14 protein-coding genes, 3 tRNA genes and 3 rRNA genes are annotated in these 21,775 nt (G+C 45.6%); 7 read left to right on the top strand and 13 right to left on the bottom strand.

The genetic code is table 11. The annotated features are described in order from the left end of the window. Positions 1 to 97 precede the first annotated feature (97 nt). The 7 genes from B0X70_RS03950 to gmhB form a co-directional block, all read right to left on the bottom strand. A tRNA-Asp gene (locus B0X70_RS03950) sits at positions 98 to 174 on the bottom strand. 203 nt (positions 175 to 377) lie between these two features. Further along, a 5S ribosomal RNA gene (gene rrf, locus B0X70_RS03945) occupies positions 378 to 493 on the bottom strand. A gap of 146 nt (positions 494 to 639) precedes the next feature. Next, positions 640 to 3,691: ribosomal RNA gene (locus B0X70_RS03940) — 23S ribosomal RNA — on the bottom strand. Positions 3,692 to 3,859: 168 nt separating this feature from the next. Then, positions 3,860 to 3,935: transfer RNA gene (locus B0X70_RS03935), tRNA-Ala, on the bottom strand. A 129-nt stretch (positions 3,936 to 4,064) separates the two neighbouring features. Next, positions 4,065 to 4,141 (bottom strand) — tRNA-Ile (locus tag B0X70_RS03930). Positions 4,142 to 4,209: 68 nt separating this feature from the next. Continuing rightward, a 16S ribosomal RNA gene (locus B0X70_RS03925) occupies positions 4,210 to 5,755 on the bottom strand. Together the 16S, 23S and 5S rRNA genes with 3 tRNA genes alongside form the textbook arrangement of a ribosomal RNA operon. A 379-nt stretch (positions 5,756 to 6,134) precedes the next feature. Next, positions 6,135 to 6,701 (bottom strand): D-glycero-beta-D-manno-heptose 1,7-bisphosphate 7-phosphatase, encoded by a 567-nt coding sequence (gene gmhB / locus B0X70_RS03920; protein WP_217470925.1) that lies wholly within the window; start codon positions 6,699 to 6,701, stop codon positions 6,135 to 6,137. Between the two features lie 196 nt (positions 6,702 to 6,897). Here gmhB and metN point away from each other — a divergent pair, with 196 nt between their 5' ends. The 6 genes from metN (at position 6,898) to proS (ending at position 12,545) form a co-directional block, all read left to right on the top strand. Continuing rightward, positions 6,898 to 7,929, top strand: coding sequence for a methionine ABC transporter ATP-binding protein MetN (metN, locus tag B0X70_RS03915; RefSeq protein WP_046397443.1), 1,032 nt, complete (start codon positions 6,898 to 6,900; stop codon positions 7,927 to 7,929). Continuing rightward, a complete protein-coding gene (locus tag B0X70_RS03910) occupies positions 7,922 to 8,575 on the top strand; it encodes a methionine ABC transporter permease MetI (RefSeq protein ID WP_040154155.1) in 654 nt (217 codons plus the stop codon). The genes metN and B0X70_RS03910 overlap by 8 nt, the downstream gene beginning before the upstream one ends. A gap of 65 nt (positions 8,576 to 8,640) precedes the next feature. After that, positions 8,641 to 9,456 carry a MetQ/NlpA family lipoprotein gene (locus tag B0X70_RS03905; protein ID WP_217470924.1) on the top strand — a complete coding sequence of 272 codons (816 nt, stop codon included), beginning with the start codon at positions 8,641 to 8,643 and terminating at the stop codon, positions 9,454 to 9,456. Between the two features lie 193 nt (positions 9,457 to 9,649). Beyond that, positions 9,650 to 9,997: an envelope stress sensor lipoprotein RcsF gene (gene rcsF / locus B0X70_RS03900; protein ID WP_418889052.1), complete on the top strand. Its 348-nt coding sequence runs from the start codon at positions 9,650 to 9,652 to the stop codon at positions 9,995 to 9,997. Then, positions 9,994 to 10,701, top strand: coding sequence for a tRNA (N6-threonylcarbamoyladenosine(37)-N6)-methyltransferase TrmO (gene tsaA, locus B0X70_RS03895; protein ID WP_036812087.1), 708 nt, complete (start codon positions 9,994 to 9,996; stop codon positions 10,699 to 10,701). Before rcsF ends, tsaA begins: the two co-directional genes overlap by 4 nt. Before the next feature lie 125 nt (positions 10,702 to 10,826). Further along, entirely contained in the window at positions 10,827 to 12,545 is a 1,719-nt protein-coding gene (proS, locus tag B0X70_RS03890) for a proline--tRNA ligase (RefSeq protein ID WP_217470922.1), read from the top strand. Between the two features lie 107 nt (positions 12,546 to 12,652). On the opposite strand, the gene nlpE is transcribed toward proS, so the two are convergent. Then, positions 12,653 to 13,318: an envelope stress response activation lipoprotein NlpE gene (nlpE, locus tag B0X70_RS03885; RefSeq protein ID WP_105395282.1), complete on the bottom strand. Its 666-nt coding sequence runs from the start codon at positions 13,316 to 13,318 to the stop codon at positions 12,653 to 12,655. 334 nt (positions 13,319 to 13,652) lie between these two features. Between nlpE and rof the strand changes: the two genes are divergently transcribed. Continuing rightward, positions 13,653 to 13,919, top strand: coding sequence for a Rho-binding antiterminator (gene rof, locus B0X70_RS03880; RefSeq protein WP_036781226.1), 267 nt, complete (start codon positions 13,653 to 13,655; stop codon positions 13,917 to 13,919). Positions 13,920 to 13,951: 32 nt separating this feature from the next. Here the strand turns inward: rof and tilS are convergent, their stop codons facing one another. The 5 genes from tilS to lpxB form a co-directional block, all read right to left on the bottom strand. After that, complete coding sequence (gene tilS, locus B0X70_RS03875) at positions 13,952 to 15,280, bottom strand: tRNA lysidine(34) synthetase TilS (RefSeq protein ID WP_046397440.1); 1,329 nt, start codon at positions 15,278 to 15,280, stop codon at positions 13,952 to 13,954. A gap of 209 nt (positions 15,281 to 15,489) precedes the next feature. Then, positions 15,490 to 16,449, bottom strand: a complete 960-nt coding sequence (gene accA / locus B0X70_RS03870) for an acetyl-CoA carboxylase carboxyl transferase subunit alpha (RefSeq protein WP_036812094.1) — start codon at positions 16,447 to 16,449, stop codon at positions 15,490 to 15,492. 12 nt (positions 16,450 to 16,461) lie between these two features. Beyond that, positions 16,462 to 19,944 (bottom strand): DNA polymerase III subunit alpha, encoded by a 3,483-nt coding sequence (gene dnaE / locus B0X70_RS03865; RefSeq protein ID WP_036781234.1) that lies wholly within the window; start codon positions 19,942 to 19,944, stop codon positions 16,462 to 16,464. A 57-nt stretch (positions 19,945 to 20,001) separates the two neighbouring features. Next, positions 20,002 to 20,592, bottom strand: coding sequence for a ribonuclease HII (gene rnhB, locus B0X70_RS03860; protein ID WP_217470921.1), 591 nt, complete (start codon positions 20,590 to 20,592; stop codon positions 20,002 to 20,004). Beyond that, positions 20,589 to 21,773, bottom strand: a complete 1,185-nt coding sequence (gene lpxB / locus B0X70_RS03855) for a lipid-A-disaccharide synthase (protein ID WP_217470920.1) — start codon at positions 21,771 to 21,773, stop codon at positions 20,589 to 20,591. The genes rnhB and lpxB overlap by 4 nt, the downstream gene beginning before the upstream one ends. Positions 21,774 to 21,775: the final 2 nt, after the last annotated feature.

The following is a 21,775-nucleotide window of genomic DNA, read 5'->3' as shown; positions in this document are numbered from 1 at the left end:
CGATTTTATCAAATAAAATAAGGTAATTATTGATTTTAATACTCATAAACGACAAAAAACCCTGAGATTTCTCTCAGGGTTTCTCTGCAAATTAAGGTGGCGGTGCGGACGGGGCTCGAACCCGCGACCCCCGGCGTGACAGGCCGGTATTCTAACCAACTGAACTACCGCACCACCGAATTCTCTGTGATTTATATCGCTTGCTACGATATAAAACTTACATACCAACTTTTGCAGTTTACCGAACAGCTTGCTTGCCATTCACCCTTCGGACCGCCGCCCCTCGCGACGCTCAAATCCATCTACAACAGATTTGTCCTACTCACTGCTATTTGTGCTTTATGCTGCGTTTCATCGCAACACAACGCTAAAGTCAAGCCTGGCAGTGTCCTACTCTCACATGGGGAGACCCCACACTACCATCGGCGCTACGGCGTTTCACTGCTGAGTTCGGCATGGGGTCAGGTGGGACCACCGCGCTATCGCCGCCAGGCATATTCCGTTTTATTCCAACCCTTGTCTGACTCTAAGTCACCACAACCATTGGAACCAATCTCTGAACAAGCTGAAATCTGTCTCTCTTCCGGCCGCTGTCTTCTGACAACCGCCCTCTGTACGCCAAAACCCCTTCGGCGTTGTAAGGTTAAGCCGCTCGGTTCATTAGTACTGGTCAGCTCAACGCATCGCTGCGCTTACACACCCAGCCTATCCACGTCTTCGTCTTAAACGTTCCTTCCGTGACTAAAGTCAAGGGAAGACTCATCTCAAGGCAAGTTTCCCGCTTAGATGCTTTCAGCGGTTATCTCTCCCGCACTTAGCTACCGGGCGATGCCATTGGCATGACAACCCGTACACCAGCGGTGCGTCCACTCCGGTCCTCTCGTACTAGGAGCAGCCCCTTTCAATCTTCCTGCGCCCACGGCAGATAGGGACCGAACTGTCTCACGACGTTCTAAACCCAGCTCGCGTACCACTTTAAATGGCGAACAGCCATACCCTTGGGACCTACTTCAGCCCCAGGATGTGATGAGCCGACATCGAGGTGCCAAACACCGCCGTCGATATGAACTCTTGGGCGGTATCAGCCTGTTATCCCCGGAGTACCTTTTATCCGTTGAGCGATGGCCCTTCCATTCAGAACCACCGGATCACTAAGACCTACTTTCGTACCTGCTCGAGCCGTCACTCTCGCAGTTAAGCTGGCTTATGCCTTTGCACTAACCTCACGATGTCCGACCGTGATTAGCCAACCTTCGTGCTCCTCCGTTACGCTTTGGGAGGAGACCGCCCCAGTCAAACTACCCGCCAGACACTGTCCTCAGCCCGGATAACGGGCTTAAGTGAGAACATCGAACATTCAAGGGTGGTATTTCAAGGATGGCTCCATGCAGACTGGCGTCCGCACTTCCAGGCCTCCCACCTATCCTACACATCAAGGCTCCATGTTCAGTGTCAAGCTATAGTAAAGGTTCACGGGGTCTTTCCGTCTTGCCGCGGGGACACTGCATCTTCACAGCGAGTTCAATTTCACTGAGTCTCGGGTGGAGACAGCCTGGCCATCATTACGCCATTCGTGCAGGTCGGAACTTACCCGACAAGGAATTTCGCTACCTTAGGACCGTTATAGTTACGGCCGCCGTTTACTGGGGCTTCGATCAAGAGCCTCGCCTTGCGGCTAACCCCATCAATTAACCTTCCAGCACCGGGCAGGCGTCACACCGTATACGTCCACTTACGTGTTTGCACAGTGCTGTGTTTTTAATAAACAGTTGCAGCCAGCTGGTCTCTGCGACTGGCTTCGGCTCCGGGCGCAAAGCCCCTCACCTACCGCCAGCGTGCCTTCTCCCGAAGTTACGGCACCATTTTGCCTAGTTCCTTCACCCGAGTTCTCTCAAGCGCCTGAGTATTCTCTACCTGACCACCTGTGTCGGTTTGGGGTACGATTCAATGTCACCTGATGCTTAGAGGCTTTTCCTGGAAGCCGGGCATCAACCACTTCACTGCCGTAGCAGCTCGTCATCACGCCTCAGTGTTACAGAAGAGCGGATTTGCCTGCTCCTCCCACCTACACGCTTAAACCGGGACGACCGTCGCCCGGATGGCCTAGCCTTCTCCGTCCCCCCTTCGCAGTCACATTCAGTACAGGAATATTAACCTGTTTCCCATCAGCTACGCCGTTCGGCCTCGCCTTAGGGGTCGACTCACCCTGCCCCGATTAACGTTGGACAGGAACCCTTGGTCTTCCGGCGAGCGGGTTTTTCACCCGCTTTATCGTTACTTATGTCAGCATTCGCACTTCTGATACCTCCAGCGGGCCTCACAGCGCCACCTTCAACAGCTTACAGAACGCTCCCCTACCCATTCAGAGAACAGACGTCAGAATACAGCTTACAGATGACGTCCCAGTCCGGTCAGCATTTTCGCTATGGCTTCACAGCCACAGACGATTACTATCCAGAACCTGATTAATCAAACCCTTCAAGACATCATTCCGTCCTCTGTCGTCTGAAATCTGTCCTCTGAATGCCGCAGCTTCGGCGCATGGTTTAGCCCCGTTACATCTTCCGCGCAGGCCGACTCGACCAGTGAGCTATTACGCTTTCTTTCAATGATGGCTGCTTCTAAGCCAACATCCTGGCTGTCTGGGCCTTCCCACATCGTTTCCCACTTAACCATGACTTTGGGACCTTAGCTGGCGGTCTGGGTTGTTTCCCTCTTCACGACGGACGTTAGCACCCGCCGTGTGTCTCCCGTGATAACATTCTTCGGTATTCGCAGTTTGCATCGGGTTGGTAAGCCGGGATGGCCCCCTAGCCGAAACAGTGCTCTACCCCCGAAGATGACTTCACGAGGCGCTACCTAAATAGCTTTCGGGGAGAACCAGCTATCTCCCGGTTTGATTGGCCTTTCACCCCCAGCCACAGGTCATCCGCTAATTTTTCAACATTAGTCGGTTCGGTCCTCCAGTTAGTGTTACCCAACCTTCAACCTGCCCATGGCTAGCTCACCGGGTTTCGGGTCTATACCCTGCAACTACTTCGCCCAGTTAAGACTCGGTTTCCCTGCGGCTCCCCTATGCGGTTAACCTTGCTACAGAATATAAGTCGCTGACCCATTATACAAAAGGTACGCAGTCACCCTGACGAATCAAGGCTCCCACTGCTTGTACGTACACGGTTTCAGGTTCTCTTTCACTCCCCTCGCCGGGGTTCTTTTCGCCTTTCCCTCACGGTACTGGTTCACTATCGGTCAGTCAGGAGTATTTAGCCTTGGAGGATGGTCCCCCCATCTTCAGACAGGATTTCTCGTGTCCCGCCTTACTCGTCGAACTCACAGCCATGCCACCTTCGAGTACGGGGCTGTCACCCTCTCTCGCCGGCCTTTCCAGACCGTTCCTCTGATGGCATCGCTGATGCTGGTTCTGGGCTGCTCCCCGTTCGCTCGCCGCTACTGGGGAATCTCGGTTGATTTCTTTTCCTCGGGGTACTGAGATGTTTCAGTTCCCCCGGTTCGCCTCATTAACCTATGGATTCAGTTAATGATAGTGCAACGTATTGCACTGGGTTTCCCCATTCGGACATCGCCGGTTATGGCGCTTCATATCAGCTTACCGACGCTTTTCGCAGATTAGCACGTCCTTCATCGCCTCTGACTGCCTAGGCATCCACCGTGTACGCTTATTCGCTTAACCTCACAACCCGAAAAAGTCTCGGATTGTTCAGCTTGAGAGACTCCCCAATAATACCTTGTCGATATTACTGAGTGTTTCAATTTTTCAGCTTGTTCCAGATTGTTAAAGAGCAAAATAATTCGCAGCATACTGTCGCCAATATACTCTGAACTACATTTAGTATGAGTATGGTGGAGCTAAGCGGGATCGAACCGCTGACCTCCTGCGTGCAAGGCAGGCGCTCTCCCAGCTGAGCTATAGCCCCATACAGAAATAGACCGTCATCGTCTGTTCAATCAACTCGCTTAGCCGCCGGGTATTTCAACGCGAGTAACGCAGTGTGCGCCAGCACATGAGTCACGCAGCGTCTGAAAGACACCAGGATAAGTAGAGTTGGTAGGCCTGAGTGGACTTGAACCACCGACCTCACCCTTATCAGGGGTGCGCTCTAACCACCTGAGCTACAAGCCTATTACGATAACCTATTCTCTTCTTTCATCAGACAATCTGTGTGAGCACTGCACTTAACCTATCTCAGGTAAGGAGGTGATCCAACCGCAGGTTCCCCTACGGTTACCTTGTTACGACTTCACCCCAGTCATGAGCCACAAAGTGGTCAGCGCCCTCCAAAAAGGTTAAGCTACCGACTTCTTTTGCAACCCACTCCCATGGTGTGACGGGCGGTGTGTACAAGGCCCGGGAACGTATTCACCGTAGCATGCTGATCTACGATTACTAGCGATTCCGACTTCATGGAGTCGAGTTGCAGACTCCAATCCGGACTACGACAGACTTTGTGTGTTCCGCTTGCTCTCGCGAGGTCGCTTCACTTTGTATCCGCCATTGTAGCACGTGTGTAGCCCTACTCGTAAGGGCCATGATGACTTGACGTCATCCCCACCTTCCTCCGGTTTATCACCGGCAGTCTCCTTTGAGTTCCCACCTCGACGTGCTGGCAACAAAGGATAAGGGTTGCGCTCGTTGCGGGACTTAACCCAACATTTCACAACACGAGCTGACGACAGCCATGCAGCACCTGTCTCTCAGTTCCCTAAGGCACTTCGCTGTCTCCAGCAAATTCTGAGGATGTCAAGAGTAGGTAAGGTTCTTCGCGTTGCATCGAATTAAACCACATGCTCCACCGCTTGTGCGGGCCCCCGTCAATTCATTTGAGTTTTAACCTTGCGGCCGTACTCCCCAGGCGGTCGATTTAACGCGTTAGCTTCGGAAGCCACAGCTCAAGGCCGCAACCTCCAAATCGACATCGTTTACAGCGTGGACTACCAGGGTATCTAATCCTGTTTGCTCCCCACGCTTTCGCACCTGAGCGTCAGTCTTCGTCCAGGGGGCCGCCTTCGCCACCGGTATTCCTCCACATCTCTACGCATTTCACCGCTACACATGGAATTCTACCCCCCTCTACGAGACTCCAGTCAACCAGTCTTAGATGCCGTTCCCAGGTTGAGCCCGGGGATTTCACATCTAACTTAATTGACCGCCTGCGTGCGCTTTACGCCCAGTCATTCCGATTAACGCTCGCACCCTCCGTATTACCGCGGCTGCTGGCACGGAGTTAGCCGGTGCTTCTTCTGCGGGTAACGTCAAGGCCCAGCCCTGTTCAGGCTCAACCCTTCCTCCCCGCTGAAAGTACTTTACAACCCGAAGGCCTTCTTCATACACGCGGCATGGCTGCATCAGGCTTGCGCCCATTGTGCAATATTCCCCACTGCTGCCTCCCGTAGGAGTCTGGGCCGTGTCTCAGTCCCAGTGTGGCTGGTCATCCTCTCAGACCAGCTAGGGATCGTCGCCTAGGTAGGCCATTACCCTACCTACCAGCTAATCCCATCTGGGTTCATCCGACGGCGTGAGGCCCTTTCAGGTCCCCCACTTTGGTCTCGCGACATTATGCGGTATTAGCCACCGTTTCCAGTGGTTATCCCCCGCCCTCGGGCAGATCCCCAGACATTACTCACCCGTCCGCCGCTCGTCAGCAAAAGCGCAAGCGCTTTCCTGTTACCGCCCGACTTGCATGTGTTAGGCCTGCCGCCAGCGTTCAATCTGAGCCATGATCAAACTCTTCAATTCAAAGCTTGATGCTCAAAGAATTCTGACTAATTAGTTCGTAATGAATTAACTGTTGTTCACTCTTCAAGACTTTAAAACGTATTTTTTTGTGATACGGTCTTGTGAGTGCCCACACAGATTGTCTGATTAATTGTTAAAGAGCAGGCTGAATCAAAAAATCACATTCTCGTTCAGCCGGGCTGCGTATACTACGCTGTTCGCCCGCAGAGTCAAGCGCTTATTCGCTTTCCTTCTGCCTGACCTCACAATGTTTATCAGCGTTGTGTCGGTCAGTGGTGGCGCATTATAGGGAGTTCTTTGACGCTGGCAAGCATTTATTTGAAAAAAACTTTCATTTGAAGATTTTTTCTTCAACATGATGACATAAAGAACAAAAAGCCTATTTTTTGATGCCTTTAATTGCTTTAGGTAAGTCTGCAAGACTATTTATTATCAAATCAGCCGCTTGTTCAGCTTCAGTGTTAACGGGTTTACCTGTGCGAACTAATACCTTAGTGCCAATTTTTGCCAACGTCGCGGCTTGCATATCTTCGATTTTGTCACCAATCATAAAAGAAGCCGTCATATCGATACCAAGCTCCCTCTGCGCATCCAGCAACATACCCGGCTGCGGTTTACGGCAGTCACAACTCTTCTTATATTGTTCTTGAGTTGCATCTGGGTGATGAGGGCAATAATAGATGCCATCCAAATCCACACCACGATCTGCTAGCGACCAATCCATCCATTCCGTCAGTTGCAAAAACTGCTCTTCATCGAAAATGCCACGGGCAATACCTGACTGGTTTGTGACTAATACCAGTGCATACCCCATCTTTTTCAATTCAATCATGGCTTCAATGACACCATCGATAAATTGAAAATCATCTATTTCATGTACATAACCATGATCGATATTTATTGTTCCGTCACGATCTAAAAATACGGCAGGAATACCTTGTGTCACCCGATTGCTCCAAGAATGTTAAGAAGCCCTCAGTATCGCACGATTTAGCCATGAATGAGAATGCAGCAATTAATTTATTCACAGTTGACTTAGACGTCTAGACACCTTAACATCCGATCCAACGGGTGGTTTGCTTTCTCAAAAATGTTCAAGCTATCAATTTTCAAAATTTTTATAAAAACAAATAAGAATAAAAATGATAAAACTGTCTCATATCAATAAAATATTCCAGCAGGGTGCCCGTTCTATTAACGCGCTTTCAGATATCAGCCTGCATGTTCCGCAAGGGCAAATTTACGGTGTCATTGGCTCATCCGGCGCAGGTAAAAGTACACTGATTCGCTGTGTAAATATGCTTGAACGTCCAACTTCCGGGCAAGTACTGGTCGATGGTCAGGATTTAACTATCTTATCTGATGGTGATTTAACCCGTGCACGTCGTCGTATCGGCATGATTTTCCAGCATTTCAATTTGCTGTCTTCAAGAACAGTATTTGGCAACATAGCTTTACCTTTGGAATTAGATAACATTCCAAAGGCCGAAATCAAAAAGCGGGTAGACGAGTTATTGGAGCTTGTTGGTCTTACAGATAAGCATGATGCTTATCCAGCAAATCTCTCTGGCGGACAGAAGCAACGTGTTGCTATTGCTCGTGCTCTGGCTAATTCACCTAAAGTACTTTTATGTGATGAAGCAACCAGCGCTCTAGATCCCGCAACAACACGTTCTATTCTGGAATTATTGAAAGACATTAATCGCCGTCTGGGGCTAACCATTCTGTTGATTACACATGAAATGGATGTCGTCAAACGTATTTGTGATCAGGTAGCCGTTATTAGCGGCGGGCAATTGATTGAACAAGACATTGTTAGTGAAGTGTTCTCTCACCCCAAAACACCTATCGCTCAGGCATTTATTCAGTCAACTTTGCATCTGGATATCCCTGAAGATTATGTACAAAAAATGCAAAGCCACCCAGCACCAGATCTTAGTCCATTATTGAAATTAGAGTTCACCGGTCAGTCTGTAGATGCTCCACTAATTTCAATGGCTGTACGTCGTTTTGATATTGATATGAATATATTAAGTTCTCAAATCGACTATGCCGGTGGCGTAAAATTTGGTGTGATGCTAGCGGAATTACACGGTGAAAATGGCAGCGTTGAATCAACGATTAAGTTTTTACAAGATCATCATGTGAAAGTAGAGGTTCTCGGTTATGTCTGAAGGAATGATTTTATTACTGGCTAAAGGCGTCTGGGAAACTCTAGTAATGACTTTTGTTTCTGGTTTCTTTGGCTTCATTATCGGGTTGCCGATAGGTGTATTGTTATATGTCACCCGTCCCGGTCAAATTATGGAAAATAGCAAGCTCTATCGTTTTCTTTCAGCGGTAGTCAATGTTTTCCGTTCTATTCCATTTATTATTTTACTGGTGTGGATGATTCCTTTTACCAGACTAATTGTGGGAACATCGATCGGTTTACAAGCTGCCATTGTCCCATTAACCATAGGTGCTGCGCCATTTATTGCTCGTATGGTGGAAAATGCTTTATTAGAAATTCCATCGGGACTAATTGAAGCCGCCAGAGCAATGGGAGCAACCCCATTCCAGATTATAAAGAAAATTCTGTTACCTGAAGCATTACCTGGTTTGCTCAATGCAGCCACAATTACCCTCATTACTTTAGTCGGTTATTCCGCAATGGGAGGTGCTGTAGGTGCAGGTGGATTAGGGCAGATTGGCTACCAATACGGTTATATCGGCTATAATGCAACAGTAATGAATACCGTGTTAGTATTACTGGTTATTTTAGTTTATTTAATTCAATTAAGTGGTGACCGTTTAGTCAAGGCCACAACACATAAATAATAAGATCATTTTAATAGCAGTACCTGTGTCGGTACTAATAAATCAGTGTTCTATAGGGGTAAAGTATGTCTGTTAAATTAAGAACAATCGCAACTATCAGCGCTCTTTTAGGTTCATTAATTTTGGCGGGTTGTGGGCAAGAAAAACAAGACCCAAACCATATTAAAGTCGGCGTTATCGTCGGCGCAGAGCAGGAAGTTGCTGAAATTGCGAAAAAAGTTGCTAAAGATAAATATGGTCTTGATGTAGAGTTAGTAACCTTTAATGATTTTGTATTACCAAACGAAGCGCTGAGTAAAGGTGATATTGATCTGAATGCATACCAGCACAAACCCTATATGGATCAGCAAATCAAAGACCGTGGTTATAAGATGGTCATAGTTGGCAACTCTTTTGTTTATCCAATTGCGGGTTATTCCAAAAAAATGAAATCTTTGGATGAATTACAGGATGGTTCCCAAATTGCGTTACCAAACGATCCAACGAACTTAGGCCGTTCTTTATTACTGTTACAGAAACAAGGTCTAATTAAACTGAAAGATGGCATAGGTTTATTGCCAACAGTTTTAGACATTGTTGAAAACCCTAAGAATCTAAAACTAGTCGAACTGGAAGCTCCACAATTACCACGTTCACTGGATGATCAAAAAATTGCTCTGGCAATCATCAACACAACATATGCCAGCCAGATTGGCCTGACTCCAGCAAAAGATGGTTTATTCGTTGAAGATAAAGATTCTCCATATGTAAACCTACTGGTTAGTCGAGAAGATAATAAAGATGCTGAAAACGTTAAGAAATTCGTTAAGGCATATCAATCCGACGAAGTTGATGAAGCTGCCAATAAGATCTTTAATGGTGGTGCTGTGAAAGGTTGGTAATCTTTCATATTACGCTCATCGATATTAGAATAATCAGGCGGACAGATTGTCCGCCTGATTTATTATGGCATCATGTTTTCGGTATTTTTTGTTAACCTGATCTACTCGCTTAACTCTAACAGTAAAAATTCGAGGATCTATAATGCGTAGGCTACTTGCCTCTTTGTTAGCACTGTCCATAACAGGATGTTCAATGCAACAAACAACATTTACTGACTCTTCCCAGTTATCAGATATGAGACTCACAAAACTATCAACTGGCGAAAAAGAACATTTTTCCTCATCCGTAAAGCTATATACCAAGAGTGAAGAATTATTAGGTGCCTCATTTAAAGATTTAGGGATTGTTTCTGGTCAATCATGTCGCAGCTCCTTACAAGATCCACCAGCGAATATCACCGTGGCTCGCAACCAGATGATAACCAAAGCAGCTTATTTGGATGCTAACGCTGTTTTATTGCATCAATGCGAAATATTATCAGGCCAAGGATGCTACCAGATAGCGATATGTGAAGGTTCAGCCCTGCTTATCACCCAATGACCGATTTCCATTTCACGCAGATAGGGGTTATCCACTCCCCTTATAAAGAAAAATTTGCCGTTCCCCGCCAACCAGGTCTTATTGAAGATGGTGGTGGGAAACTGCTACTTCTTCCTCCCTATAATCAACCGGATGCAGTTCGTGGTCTGGAACAATTTAGTCATCTGTGGGTTATTTTTATCTTCCATCAAACAATAGAAGGCGGCTGGAAGCCAATGGTGCGTCCTCCTCGTTTAGGCGGCAATGCAAAAATGGGCGTATTCGCAACCCGTTCGACTTTTCGACCAAATCCAATTGGTATGTCTCTGATTGAACTTAAAGGGATCGAATACAAGAAAGGTCAAGTTACTCTGGAACTTGGTAGCCTGGATTTAGTTGATGGTACGCCTGTTATTGATATTAAGCCTTATTTACCTTTTGCTGAATGTCAGCCACATGCAGTGGCAGGTTTTGCACAGCAAGCCCCTTCTACCGATATGGAAGTGATATTTTCGCCTGCCGCTGAGCAACAGCTCATCTCAGTTCAAAATATTTACCCGAATTTACGCCGTTTTATCAGTCAGGTTTTGGCTCAAGATCCTCGTCCTGCTTACCGGAGAGGAGAACAGGAAAATCGGGAATATGCAGCTCATTTACTGGATTTTAATGTACGCTGGAGAATCTGTGACACATTAACCGAAGTGGTCTCCATAGATCCCCATTAAAAATCAGCATATACCCTTTTGGCATCTTAAACTCACTGGTAGACTAAAGGCTTATTTTCGTTTTTTTATTGGCTGGCAAATTTTTGCCAGTCAGAAGCAATTTGCTGCTCTAATGGAACCTAACAATGCGTACTAGCCAATATCTGCTCTCTACATTAAAAGAGACTCCTGCCGATGCGGAGGTTGTCAGCCATAAGCTGATGCTGCGTGCGGGCATGATCCGTAAACTCGCTTCAGGTCTGTATAATTGGATGCCTACAGGTATCCGTGTACTCAAAAAAGTCGAAAAAATTGTTCGAGAAGAGATGAACAATGCCGGAGCGATTGAAATATCTATGCCCGTCGTACAGCCGGCAGATCTATGGCAAGAAAGTGGCCGTTGGGAACAATATGGTCCAGAGTTACTGCGTTTTGTTGACCGAGGTGATCGTCCTTTTGTACTAGGTCCAACTCATGAAGAGGTCATCACCGATTTGATCCGCAATGAAGTCAGCTCATATAAGCAGTTACCACTGACTTTATTCCAGATTCAGACTAAATTTCGCGATGAAGTTCGCCCTCGTTTCGGTGTGATGCGTTCCCGTGAATTCCTAATGAAAGACGCTTACTCTTTCCATGCTACCCAAGTATCATTACAAGAAACTTACGACAACATGTACGAAGCCTACAGCAAAATTTTTACCCGTATAGGTTTAGATTTTCGTGCTGTCCTGGCAGACACCGGTTCCATCGGTGGTAGTGCTTCCCATGAGTTTCAGGTTCTGGCAGCCAGTGGAGAAGATGATATCGTTTTCTCAACTGAATCCAATTACGCAGCTAATATTGAATTAGCCGAAGCTATTGCCCCCGTTCATGATCGCGCAGCACCAATAGAAGAGATGCATCTGGTAGAAACTCCAAATGCAAAAACAATTGCAGAACTGGTTGAGCAATTCAATCTGCCAATTGAGAAAACCGTTAAAACCCTGATGGTTCACGCAACAGAAGACGCAGGTCATAAATTGATTGCCTTACTGGTTCGCGGCGACCACGAACTTAATGGAATCAAAGCAGAGAAATTATCTTTAGTTGCCAGCCCACTGACTTTTGCTACCGAAGAAGAGATTCGCTCAATTGTTGGCGCAGGCCCAGGTTCATTGGGACCTGTCAATCTGCCAATACCCGTTATTATCGACCGCAGTGTGGCAGTAATGAGTGACTTTGGCGCAGGCGCCAATATCGATGACAAACACTATTTCGGCATCAACTGGGAGCGTGATCTGCCGCTACCAGAAGTTGCTGATATCCGTAATGTTGTTGAAGGTGATGCCAGCCCAGATGGTAAAGGGACATTACTCATCAAACGTGGTATTGAAGTTGGTCATATCTTCCAACTCGGCACCAAATATTCTGATGCTATGAAAGCGACAGTGCAAGGCGAAGATGGCCACAATCAGATAGTCACTATGGGCTGTTATGGTATTGGTGTTACTCGTATTGTCGCCTCAGCGATTGAACAAAATCACGATGACCGCGGTATCATCTGGCCTGATGCAATTGCACCATTCCAAGTTGCTATTTTGCCAATGAATATGCACAAGTCATACCGTGTTAAAGAAGTTGCAGAGAAACTGTATGCCGATCTACGCGCTAGCGGTATTGATGTTATTTTTGATGATCGTAAAGAACGCCCAGGCGTGATGTTTGCCGATATGGAGCTTATCGGTGTACCACACACTATCGTTATTGGTGACCGTAATCTTGATAATGGCGAAGTAGAATATAAACATCGTCGCGGTGATGAAAAACAGATGCTGAAACTAGACGATGTTGTTGATTGCTTGAAGCAACAACTAGGTTGTTAATTAGGATTATTGCAGTAATTTATTGAATAGTATGGTGATAATGGTCATATCGCAACAGAGCATTTTACGTTTCTTGCCCATTATCACCATATATACTGAAACTAGAATTATTTCTTCATATTACAAGATTTCGATTTATCGAAATGGATTTTACCTGTCTGAATCAAAGCGGAATCAAATTGCCCATCTTCCATTGAAGGACGGACGCTGTAATAACCTTCAACTTCAACATAAACCGGCGTTCCACCTTCCACACCGACTTGGTGATAGCCTTGCTCCAAATCCAGACTTTCCGTTACAGCATACCGCTTACCTGTACTACAATCTGTAAACAAAGCAGCATCAGCCATATAACTGTACTCACCCGCCAGTTTCTTCGGTTTTACCCGTTGCAGTTCATAATTGAATGATGATTCAATTTTATTGCCTTCAATATCGAGCATTACCAGGTTTTCACCTTTCGGCAGATAATAAGATTTCTGGTCATCTGATTTTGTCAGGTGAATTTTCTCTCCATCTTTCGCCCATAGACCGGATTCAAAGAATGACTGGTCACCATCACGAGTATCAAGATAAGTTTGTTCCAGAATATAAGTACCGTCATTATCCAATAACAGTGTGGTATCAATACCAGAACAATCAGCGCAAGGAAGAGTACCATGAAAAGTCTGATCTACTGGCTGTGAACCCGTTTGCTGTGCTGAGTTACCTTTACATCCCATCAAAGCAGATACGCCCACTGCAACTAACGCTGTCAAAAGTTTTTTATTCACATTTATCTCCACACAGTATAATGAACTCTATAATTCTCATCTTATAAGTAACACAAGGAACATAGCGACTATTCAAGCCTAATAGCGTAAGTACTGTCCTTCTTAAGGATGTTACCCAATAATAGTAAAATAACGTGGGCTGATTTTAATACTTTTGTCAGGAACTTGCTGTGAAATAAGACTTTTATTTATTTACTGTTCAGAATGAATAACCAAAGTTATTCATTAATCACGATTGATTTCCTGTGCTATAGTCATTAACAGTGCTTTTGAGTTACAATTTTTAACAACCACGGGCGGCAATAACCGCCACTAACCATAGTGGTGAGCGAATATGTCTATAAATACTGAATATCAACCAATTAACTGTGACGACTACGACAATCTTGAGTCAACTTGCCAACATCAGCTCCATCTCCACATAAAGTTGCGGGGCGGGGAAGTTATTGAAGGAAAAGCCTGTGATTTGGTTTTAAGAAAAAAAGTTGAATACTTGATAATTGAAACAGAAGGTAAACCCCGTGAATTGCGGTTAGATCATATTGCCAGTTTCAGTCACCCTAAAATTGGCACTATTACTATTGAACACTCTGAATCTTGATAGAAAACAGCCGCCTTTGGCGGCTTAACGTTTTATTTTAACAGCGTTTTATGCCAGTTAATTGTTAACTTTTCTCTTCCTTCTGCCGCTTCACTTCCCTTGGTAACAAAAACACCTAACGCTGCTATCAATTGTTCGTTGTAATAAAGCAATGGAATTCGTTCTCTAAACCACGGAGCGACCCCAAGCTCTTGCCACAATTTTTTACTATGCCGGGAGTGTTGACGCCCCACAATACTTATCATTCCCTGGACACCAAAGCGAATAGTCACTCGTTCATTATCAGCCGGGACCCTCACTTGAATACCGCAATCAGAAATATTCAATTCTCCTAAGCGATCCGGTAATACCAAAGTATTGCAAATATCCCACTCAAGAATAGTCTCTCTCAACGATTGACACTGAGGAACCAGCCAGAGTTTTTGCTTATAACGGCGTACATCATATTTACCAAATTGTAACCGAGGCTCAGCATCAGTACGAGCAAGAGCCACCTCATGCCAAAGCCGGCTAAGCTGTTCTCGTGAAGGCATTTTCATCTCATGGTAACCAAACCAACGGCGTAACAAAGCATTTCGTTTGGCTTCTGAACATACAACCAAAGACGAAATACCCAAAGCACCATCTTGGGTTATCAGCTCTTTCAAAGACTCATTCAGTAATTCATCTAGAAGCTGTTCTTGTTCACCACATAAACTTGCACTACGAGCAGCAGATTGAGGGAAATGCGGCCAACGTTGATTCAGTAACGGCATGATATGTAAACGCAGAAAATTTCTGTCATAACGATCATCTTGATTACTGTCGTCTTCAATCCAATTCAGACGATGTTTACTGGCATACATTTCCAATTCATTCCGGCTATAGTCAAGTAACGGACGTAACAATAATGTATCAGCAAATACAGCGATTGAAGGCATAGAAGCAAGACCTGCCGGACCACTACCTCGCTTTAATGCCAGTAAAAAAGTCTCCGCCTGATCATCAAGATGTTGAGCGGTTACCAAAATTTCGTCTTTTTGTAATTCGCGCTTGAATACCTGATATCGAGCCTCGCGAGCCGCAGCCTCAATCCCCTTTTGACGAGCATCTATCGTGACTCTTGCAGAATGAAACGCCACTTGCCAGTCATCACAGATCTGCTGGCAATGTTCAACCCATTGATCTGCTTTTAGGTTTAAACCGTGGTGAATATGCATTGCTCTTAGTTGAATTTCCTGATTATGTTGATTACGCCAATTAACCAGCAAATGAAGCAAAACAGAAGAATCTAACCCACCACTGAATCCAACCAGAATTTTCTTATATTCACCAAGCTGTTTAGCCAAAGTGAAAAATAGTCGCTCATTAATGTTTGTCATTACAGATTCAAGCGTTCTCTAATGTGCAATAATATAAATTCGTTATCGCCTATTTTATTCAGTTTAAGATCACTGCCCGTTAATAACACTTTCCGTCACTTTCATTAAAAATACAAAATAAATAAAGCAGAAACAGCAAGGGATGGAAGTAGCTGAAATTTATCAGTTACAATCATTTCCATCCCTCATTCAAACAATGAGTTCAGATATCAACAATAACCATATTGCATTAAGCGCTGATATCGGCGGTCAATTAACTCTTCAGATGTCAGATGATCAAGCTCTGCCAGATCAACCAACAACTGAGCTTTCAACGACGCGGAGATTGCTTCATAGTCACGATGGGCGCCACCTAATGGCTCTGAGATCACAGTATCGATCAATTCCAATTCTTTCAAACGAGATGCGACAATCCCCATCGCTTCTGCCGCCAAAGGTGCTTTTTCCGCACTTTTCCACAAAATTGAAGCACAACCTTCTGGGGAGATAACAGAATAAGTACTGTATTGCAGCATATTCACTTTATCACCAACACCAATCGCCAATGCACCACCAGAGCCGCCTTCACCAATCACAGTACAAATAACAGGCACAGACAGGCGGGACATTTCACGCAAGTTGCGAGCAATCGCCTCAGATTGACCGCGCTCTTCTGCACCAACCCCTGGATATGCGCCAGGAGTATCAATGAAAGTAATAATTGGCAGTTTAAAGCGCTCGGCCATTTCCATCAGGCGCAAAGCCTTACGATACCCTTCTGGCGCCGGCATACCGAAATTACGGCGAATTTTTTCTTTGGTTTCACGGCCTTTTTGGTGACCAATAACCATCACTGGACGCCCATCAAGACGAGCCAGACCACCCACAATTGCTTTGTCATCAGCATAAGCACGATCACCCGCAAGCTCTTCAAAATCAGTAAAAATATGCTGAATATAGTCCAACGTATAAGGACGACGTGGGTGACGGGCAAGTTGAGCAATTTGCCAGGCACCTAAATCTGAAAAGATTTTGCGAGTCAATTCCAGACTTTTTTCCCGCAAACGTTGTACTTCTTCATCCAGATTTATATCTAATTTTTCACCTTGACGGCTAACTGCGGTTAGCGAATCAATTTTCGCTTCCAGCTCGGCAATCGGCTGTTCAAATTCAAGAAAATTCAGACTCATAACATTCCTATTTTAGTCAAATTCTAATTCTACCTGCTCATTACCCAGCAGAGTTCGCAAATCTGTCAGAAGGTTATCCGTTGGCGTTACCCTCCACGTCGCACCAAATCTTAAACGGGCGCGGGCGTCTTCCCTCTGGTAATAAAGATGAACTGGTATCGTTCCCGAACGATGTGGTTCCAATGCACTACGAAGACGGTTCAACAATTGATCATCAATTTGCCTGTCTGACAGCGAGATAGCAAGCCCACGCGCATATTTTTCACGCGCTTCACTAATATCCATTAATTCACGAGCTGTCATTTTAAGACCGCCATTGAAGTCATCAAAGCTGACCTGCCCTGTAGCAATTAATATCCGGTCTTGTTCTAACAAATGCCGATATTTCTCCAAGGCATCGGAAAATAACATAACTTCTAGACGTCCTGAACGGTCATCTAAGGTACAAATACCAATCCGGTTACCCCGTTTGGTTATAATCACTTTGGATGCTAACACTAACCCTATCACAGTCGTTACCTGACCGCGCGGTGTTGGATTCACATCTTTTAACCTCAATCCATTAGTATAGCGCTCAATTTCTTTTAAATAACGAGTAATAGGATGCCCGGTTAAATAGAGACCCAACGTTTCCCGTTCACCGTCAAGAACAATCTGTTCCGGCCATTGAGGAATATTGGCATAAGAGCGTTCCACTTCTTCTGGCTCTTCAGCTAATACACCAAACATGTCAGTCTGACCAGTAGCTTCCGCTTTAGCATGTTGATCCGCCGCTTTTAGGGCATCTTCCAGCGTAGACATCAGTGCTGCACGGTGCGGCCCCAAACGGTCAAATGCCCCTGACATGATCAGTTTTTCCATCACTCGGCGACTTAACTTCTTGATGTCAACACGGGCACATAAATCAAACAGTTCTCTAAAATAACCACCTTTCTGACGAGCTTCGATGATCGCTTCAATCGGCCCTTCACCTACCCCTTTAATTGCACCGATACCATATACGATCTCCCCGTCATCATTAACGTGGAAATGATACAAGCCACTATTGATATCAGGTGGTAAGATTTTCAACCCCATGCGCCAGCATTCATCAATCAAACCAACAACTTTTTCTGTATTATCCATATCAGCAGTCATTACCGCAGCCATGAATTCAGCCGGGTAATGTGCTTTCAACCATAAGGTTTGATAAGAAACCAAGGCATACGCAGCAGAGTGAGATTTGTTAAATCCGTAACCGGCAAACTTTTCTACTAGGTCAAAGATTTTCATTGCCAGTTGGCCATCAATACCCAGTTTTTTTGCTCCGTCTTCAAAGACAGAACGCTGCTTAGCCATCTCCTCCGGTTTTTTCTTGCCCATCGCTCGTCGGAGCATATCTGCACCACCGAGAGTATATCCTGCCAATACTTGAGCAATCTGCATCACTTGTTCTTGATAAAGGATAATGCCGTAAGTTGGCTCTAATACTGGCTGTAAAGATTCGTGCTGCCACTGTATATCCGGGTATGAGATCTCTTCCCGGCCGTGTTTGCGGTCAATGAAGTTATCCACCATGCCTGATTGCAAAGGACCTGGACGGAATAAAGCAACAAGCGCGATCATATCTTCGAAGCAATCGGGACGCAGACGTTTAATCAGATCCTTCATACCACGGGATTCAAGCTGAAATACCGCTGTTGTTTCAGCGCGTTGCAACATATCAAAGCTTTTAGCGTCACTCAGCGGAATTGCTGCAATATCAATCGGCTCCAGACCTTTCTTCGCTCTACGCGCGTTGATCATCTCTAATGCCCAGTTGATAATGGTCAGTGTCCTCAATCCGAGGAAGTCAAATTTCACCAACCCTGCATATTCCACATCGTTTTTATCAAACTGAGTAACCGGGTTCAAACCTTCTGGGTCACAATAGAGAGGCGAAAAATCGGTGATTTTAGTTGGAGCAATAACCACCCCACCCGCGTGTTTCCCGGCATTACGAGTGACGCCTTCCAATTTACGCGCCATATCTATCAGCGCCTTAACTTCCTCATCCGCTTCATAGATTTCAGGAAGTTGTGGCTCCGCGGCAAATGCTTTCTCCAGCGTCATACCTGGATCAAGCGGTATCAATTTGGAAATCCGATCAACAAATCCGTATGGATGCCCTAGCACTCGGCCAACATCCCGGATTACCGCTTTCGCTGCCATTGTTCCGAATGTGATGATCTGAGATACGGCGTCACGGCCATATATATCAGCCACATGATCAATCACCAGATCGCGTTTTTCCATACAGAAATCGACGTCAAAATCAGGCATCGAAACACGTTCAGGGTTTAGGAATCGTTCAAATAGCAGGTCAAATTCCAAAGGATCGAGATCGGTTATTTTCAGGGCATAAGCCACCAAAGAACCAGCCCCCGAACCACGTCCAGGACCTACAGGAACACCGTTGTCTTTCGACCACTGAATGAATTCCATCACGATCAGGAAGTAGCCAGGAAATCCCATCTGGTTGATAACCCGAAGTTCAACATCGAGTCTCTCATCATATTCAGGACGTTTTTCTGCACGTACTTTAGGATCCGGATAGAGAAATGCCAAGCGTTCTTCCAACCCTTGTTTAGATCTATCTATCAGATAATCTTCAGTACTCATTTCTCCCGTAGGGAATTGCGGCAGGAAATATTCACCAAGGCGAATAGTGACATTACAGCGCTTAGCAATTTCTACACTGTTCTCCAGCGCTTCAGGAATATCAGCGAATAGTTCACACATTTCCTGTTCACTACGCAGATATTGCTGAGGACTGTAATTTTTCGGGCGTTTGGGGTCGGCCAAAGTATAGCCATCATGAATCGCTACGCGAATCTCATGTGCATCAAAATCTTCGCTATCAATGAAACAAACATCATTAGTTGCAACGACTGGCAGGTTTTTTTCCGTTGCCAGTGCAACTGCGGCATGAAGATAACTTTCTTCATCTGCACGCCCAGTGCGGATCAACTCCAAATAATAACAGCCGGGAAAATGCTCCTGATAAAACTCAAGGCATTGGTCCACCATGACCTGATTACCACGTAGCAGGAATTTACCCACATCCCCCATACGGCCACCAGAGAGTAAGATTAGACCTTCTTTATGGTTTATCAGCCATTCTAGTTTAATTGTCGGACCAATCGCACCATATCCCTTCTGATAAGCCTCTGATATCAGCAACGTCAGATTATGATAACCGGTATTATTGCGCGCAAGAATGGTGAGGCTAGCGTACTCATCACCAAGCAGTTCACTTTCTACATAGAAATCAGCACCAATAATCGGTTTTACTCCTGCTCCATGAGCACTGCCGTAAAATCTCACCAACCCACACAAATTAGTAAAATCAGTGATCGCAAAAGCCGGCATACCTAACTGCGCAACCTTTTTCACTAAAGGGCTGGTTTTGGCTAAGCCATCAATCATTGAATAGTCGCTGTGAACACGTAAGTGCACAAAACGGGGTTCGGCCATATATTTATCCAGATGATATCAATTTGAAGAATAGCGGTATTCAGTCAACCAGTTTACTTAAAAGCCAATCGCTCTCTTAACTGGCGCAAAGCTTTTACGATGATGTTCTGTCGCTCCCAACTGCGCCAACTTTTCTAAGTGAAATGCTGTCGGGTAGCCTTTATGCTTAGCAAATCCATATTCGGGAAACAGTTGATCAAGCTCAGCCATTTCCCGATCTCTGGTAACTTTCGCCAAGATAGAAGCGGCACTGATTTCAGCAACCAGTCCATCGCCTTTTATCACCGCCTGTGCTGGCATGGGTAATTTAGGGCAACGATTACCATCAATCAGCACATATTCAGGAGAAATAGGCAAATTCACCACCGCCCTCTGCATCGCAAGCATAGTCGCATGCAGGATATTCAATTGATCAATTTCTGCCGGTTCTGCACGTCCTAAACTCCAGCACAATGCTTTTTCTGTGATCTCCAGATACAGTGCCTCACGGCGTTTTTCACTCAGTTTTTTAGAATCAGCCAAACCCACTATCGGCCGTAACGGATCTAAAATCACAGCCGCAGTTACAACCGCCCCCACTAACGGGCCTCGACCAACTTCATCAACCCCAGCAATCAGACCCACCTGAGGATATATAAATTCCATCATTTTCCTGCCAATTCCAACACGGCTTGTGCTGCTTGTTCGTCAGCATTACAACGAATGCTTTCATGCAAATGCAAAAATGTCTGTTTCAATACTTCAACTCTTTCATTGCCTTGTAATAACGGCAACAACTCATCTGCAAGTTTTTGCGGCTGACATTCTTCCTGCAATAATTCTTTAACTAACTCTTCACCGGATAATAAGTTAGGCAATGAAACATAAGGCGTTTTTACCAGACGTTTTGCCAACCAGAAAGTTAATGGCTTCATCCGGTAACCAACTACCATTGGACATTTTGCCAACATACATTCCAAAGCAGCGGTACCAGAGGCCAAAAGCGCGGCATCACTTGCGATCATGATTTCTCGCGCTTTGCCATCCACAAGATGAACATTCAGTTCTGGCGCAACTTCCTGCTTAATGCGCTCAAATTGTTCACGCCGTTTAGCATTCACCAACGGCGCAAATACATGCAGATCTGGTATGCTTCGCTGCAATAACTGAGCAGTTTTAAGAAAATCCGCACTCAGCATCTCAACCTCAGAATGGCGACTCCCCGGTAATAAAGCCAAGCAAACAGCCTCTGGCGGAATACCTAATAGTTCACGCGCCGCTGCTTTATTTGGTTGCAATGGCATGGCATCCGCCATCGTATGTCCAATAAACCGGCACGGAACATTAAACTTATCGTAAAACGCTTTTTCAAAAGGTAAGAAAGCGAGAACCATATCTGTGGCTTTACCAATTTTGAAAACACGTTTCTGCCGCCAAGCCCATACCGACGGACTAACATAATGAATCGTGCGAATGCCCCGCTGTTTTAACCGACCTTCCAAGGTGATATTAAAATCCGGCGCATCGATGCCCACAAATACATCAGGTTTCAGTTCAGTGAAACGGGTTGTCAGATCCTTACGTATTTTCAGCAAACGAGGCAAACGTTCGAGAACTTCAACAACCCCCATTACTGCTAGCTCTTCCATCTCATACCAAGCTTCACAACCTTCAGCCTGCATAAGAGGACCCGCCACACCGACAAAACGGGCATTAGGTACTTTTGCTTTTAAAGCACGAATCAAACCTGCACCAAGGATATCACCGGAGGTTTCTCCGGCGATTAATCCAATAGTCAGCGGACGCAGACTATCAATAGAAGAAATGGTAGCCAAAGGAGTATCCTTCATCT

Origin of the sequence: Photorhabdus akhurstii (assembly GCF_019090985.1) — a bacterium.
Lineage (GTDB): Bacteria > Pseudomonadota > Gammaproteobacteria > Enterobacterales > Enterobacteriaceae > Photorhabdus > Photorhabdus akhurstii.
This window is presented reverse-complemented; position numbering and strand designations above follow the sequence as displayed.

Excerpts from the sequence above, each read along its gene's own strand:
- metN (WP_046397443.1), top strand. The coding sequence starts at position 6,898 with ATGATAAAACTGTCTCATATCAATAAAATATTCCAGCAGGGTGCCCGT.
- B0X70_RS03910 (WP_040154155.1), top strand. The coding sequence starts at position 7,922 with ATGTCTGAAGGAATGATTTTATTACTGGCTAAAGGCGTCTGGGAAACT.
- B0X70_RS03905 (WP_217470924.1), top strand. The coding sequence starts at position 8,641 with ATGTCTGTTAAATTAAGAACAATCGCAACTATCAGCGCTCTTTTAGGT.
- rcsF (WP_418889052.1), top strand. The coding sequence starts at position 9,650 with ATGCAACAAACAACATTTACTGACTCTTCCCAGTTATCAGATATGAGA.
- tsaA (WP_036812087.1), top strand. The coding sequence starts at position 9,994 with ATGACCGATTTCCATTTCACGCAGATAGGGGTTATCCACTCCCCTTAT.
- proS (WP_217470922.1), top strand. The coding sequence starts at position 10,827 with ATGCGTACTAGCCAATATCTGCTCTCTACATTAAAAGAGACTCCTGCC.
- rof (WP_036781226.1), top strand. The coding sequence starts at position 13,653 with ATGTCTATAAATACTGAATATCAACCAATTAACTGTGACGACTACGAC.
- tilS (WP_046397440.1), bottom strand. The coding sequence starts at position 15,280 with ATGACAAACATTAATGAGCGACTATTTTTCACTTTGGCTAAACAGCTT.
- accA (WP_036812094.1), bottom strand. The coding sequence starts at position 16,449 with ATGAGTCTGAATTTTCTTGAATTTGAACAGCCGATTGCCGAGCTGGAA.
- dnaE (WP_036781234.1), bottom strand. The coding sequence starts at position 19,944 with ATGGCCGAACCCCGTTTTGTGCACTTACGTGTTCACAGCGACTATTCA.
- rnhB (WP_217470921.1), bottom strand. The coding sequence starts at position 20,592 with ATGATGGAATTTATATATCCTCAGGTGGGTCTGATTGCTGGGGTTGAT.
- lpxB (WP_217470920.1), bottom strand. The coding sequence starts at position 21,773 with ATGAAGGATACTCCTTTGGCTACCATTTCTTCTATTGATAGTCTGCGT.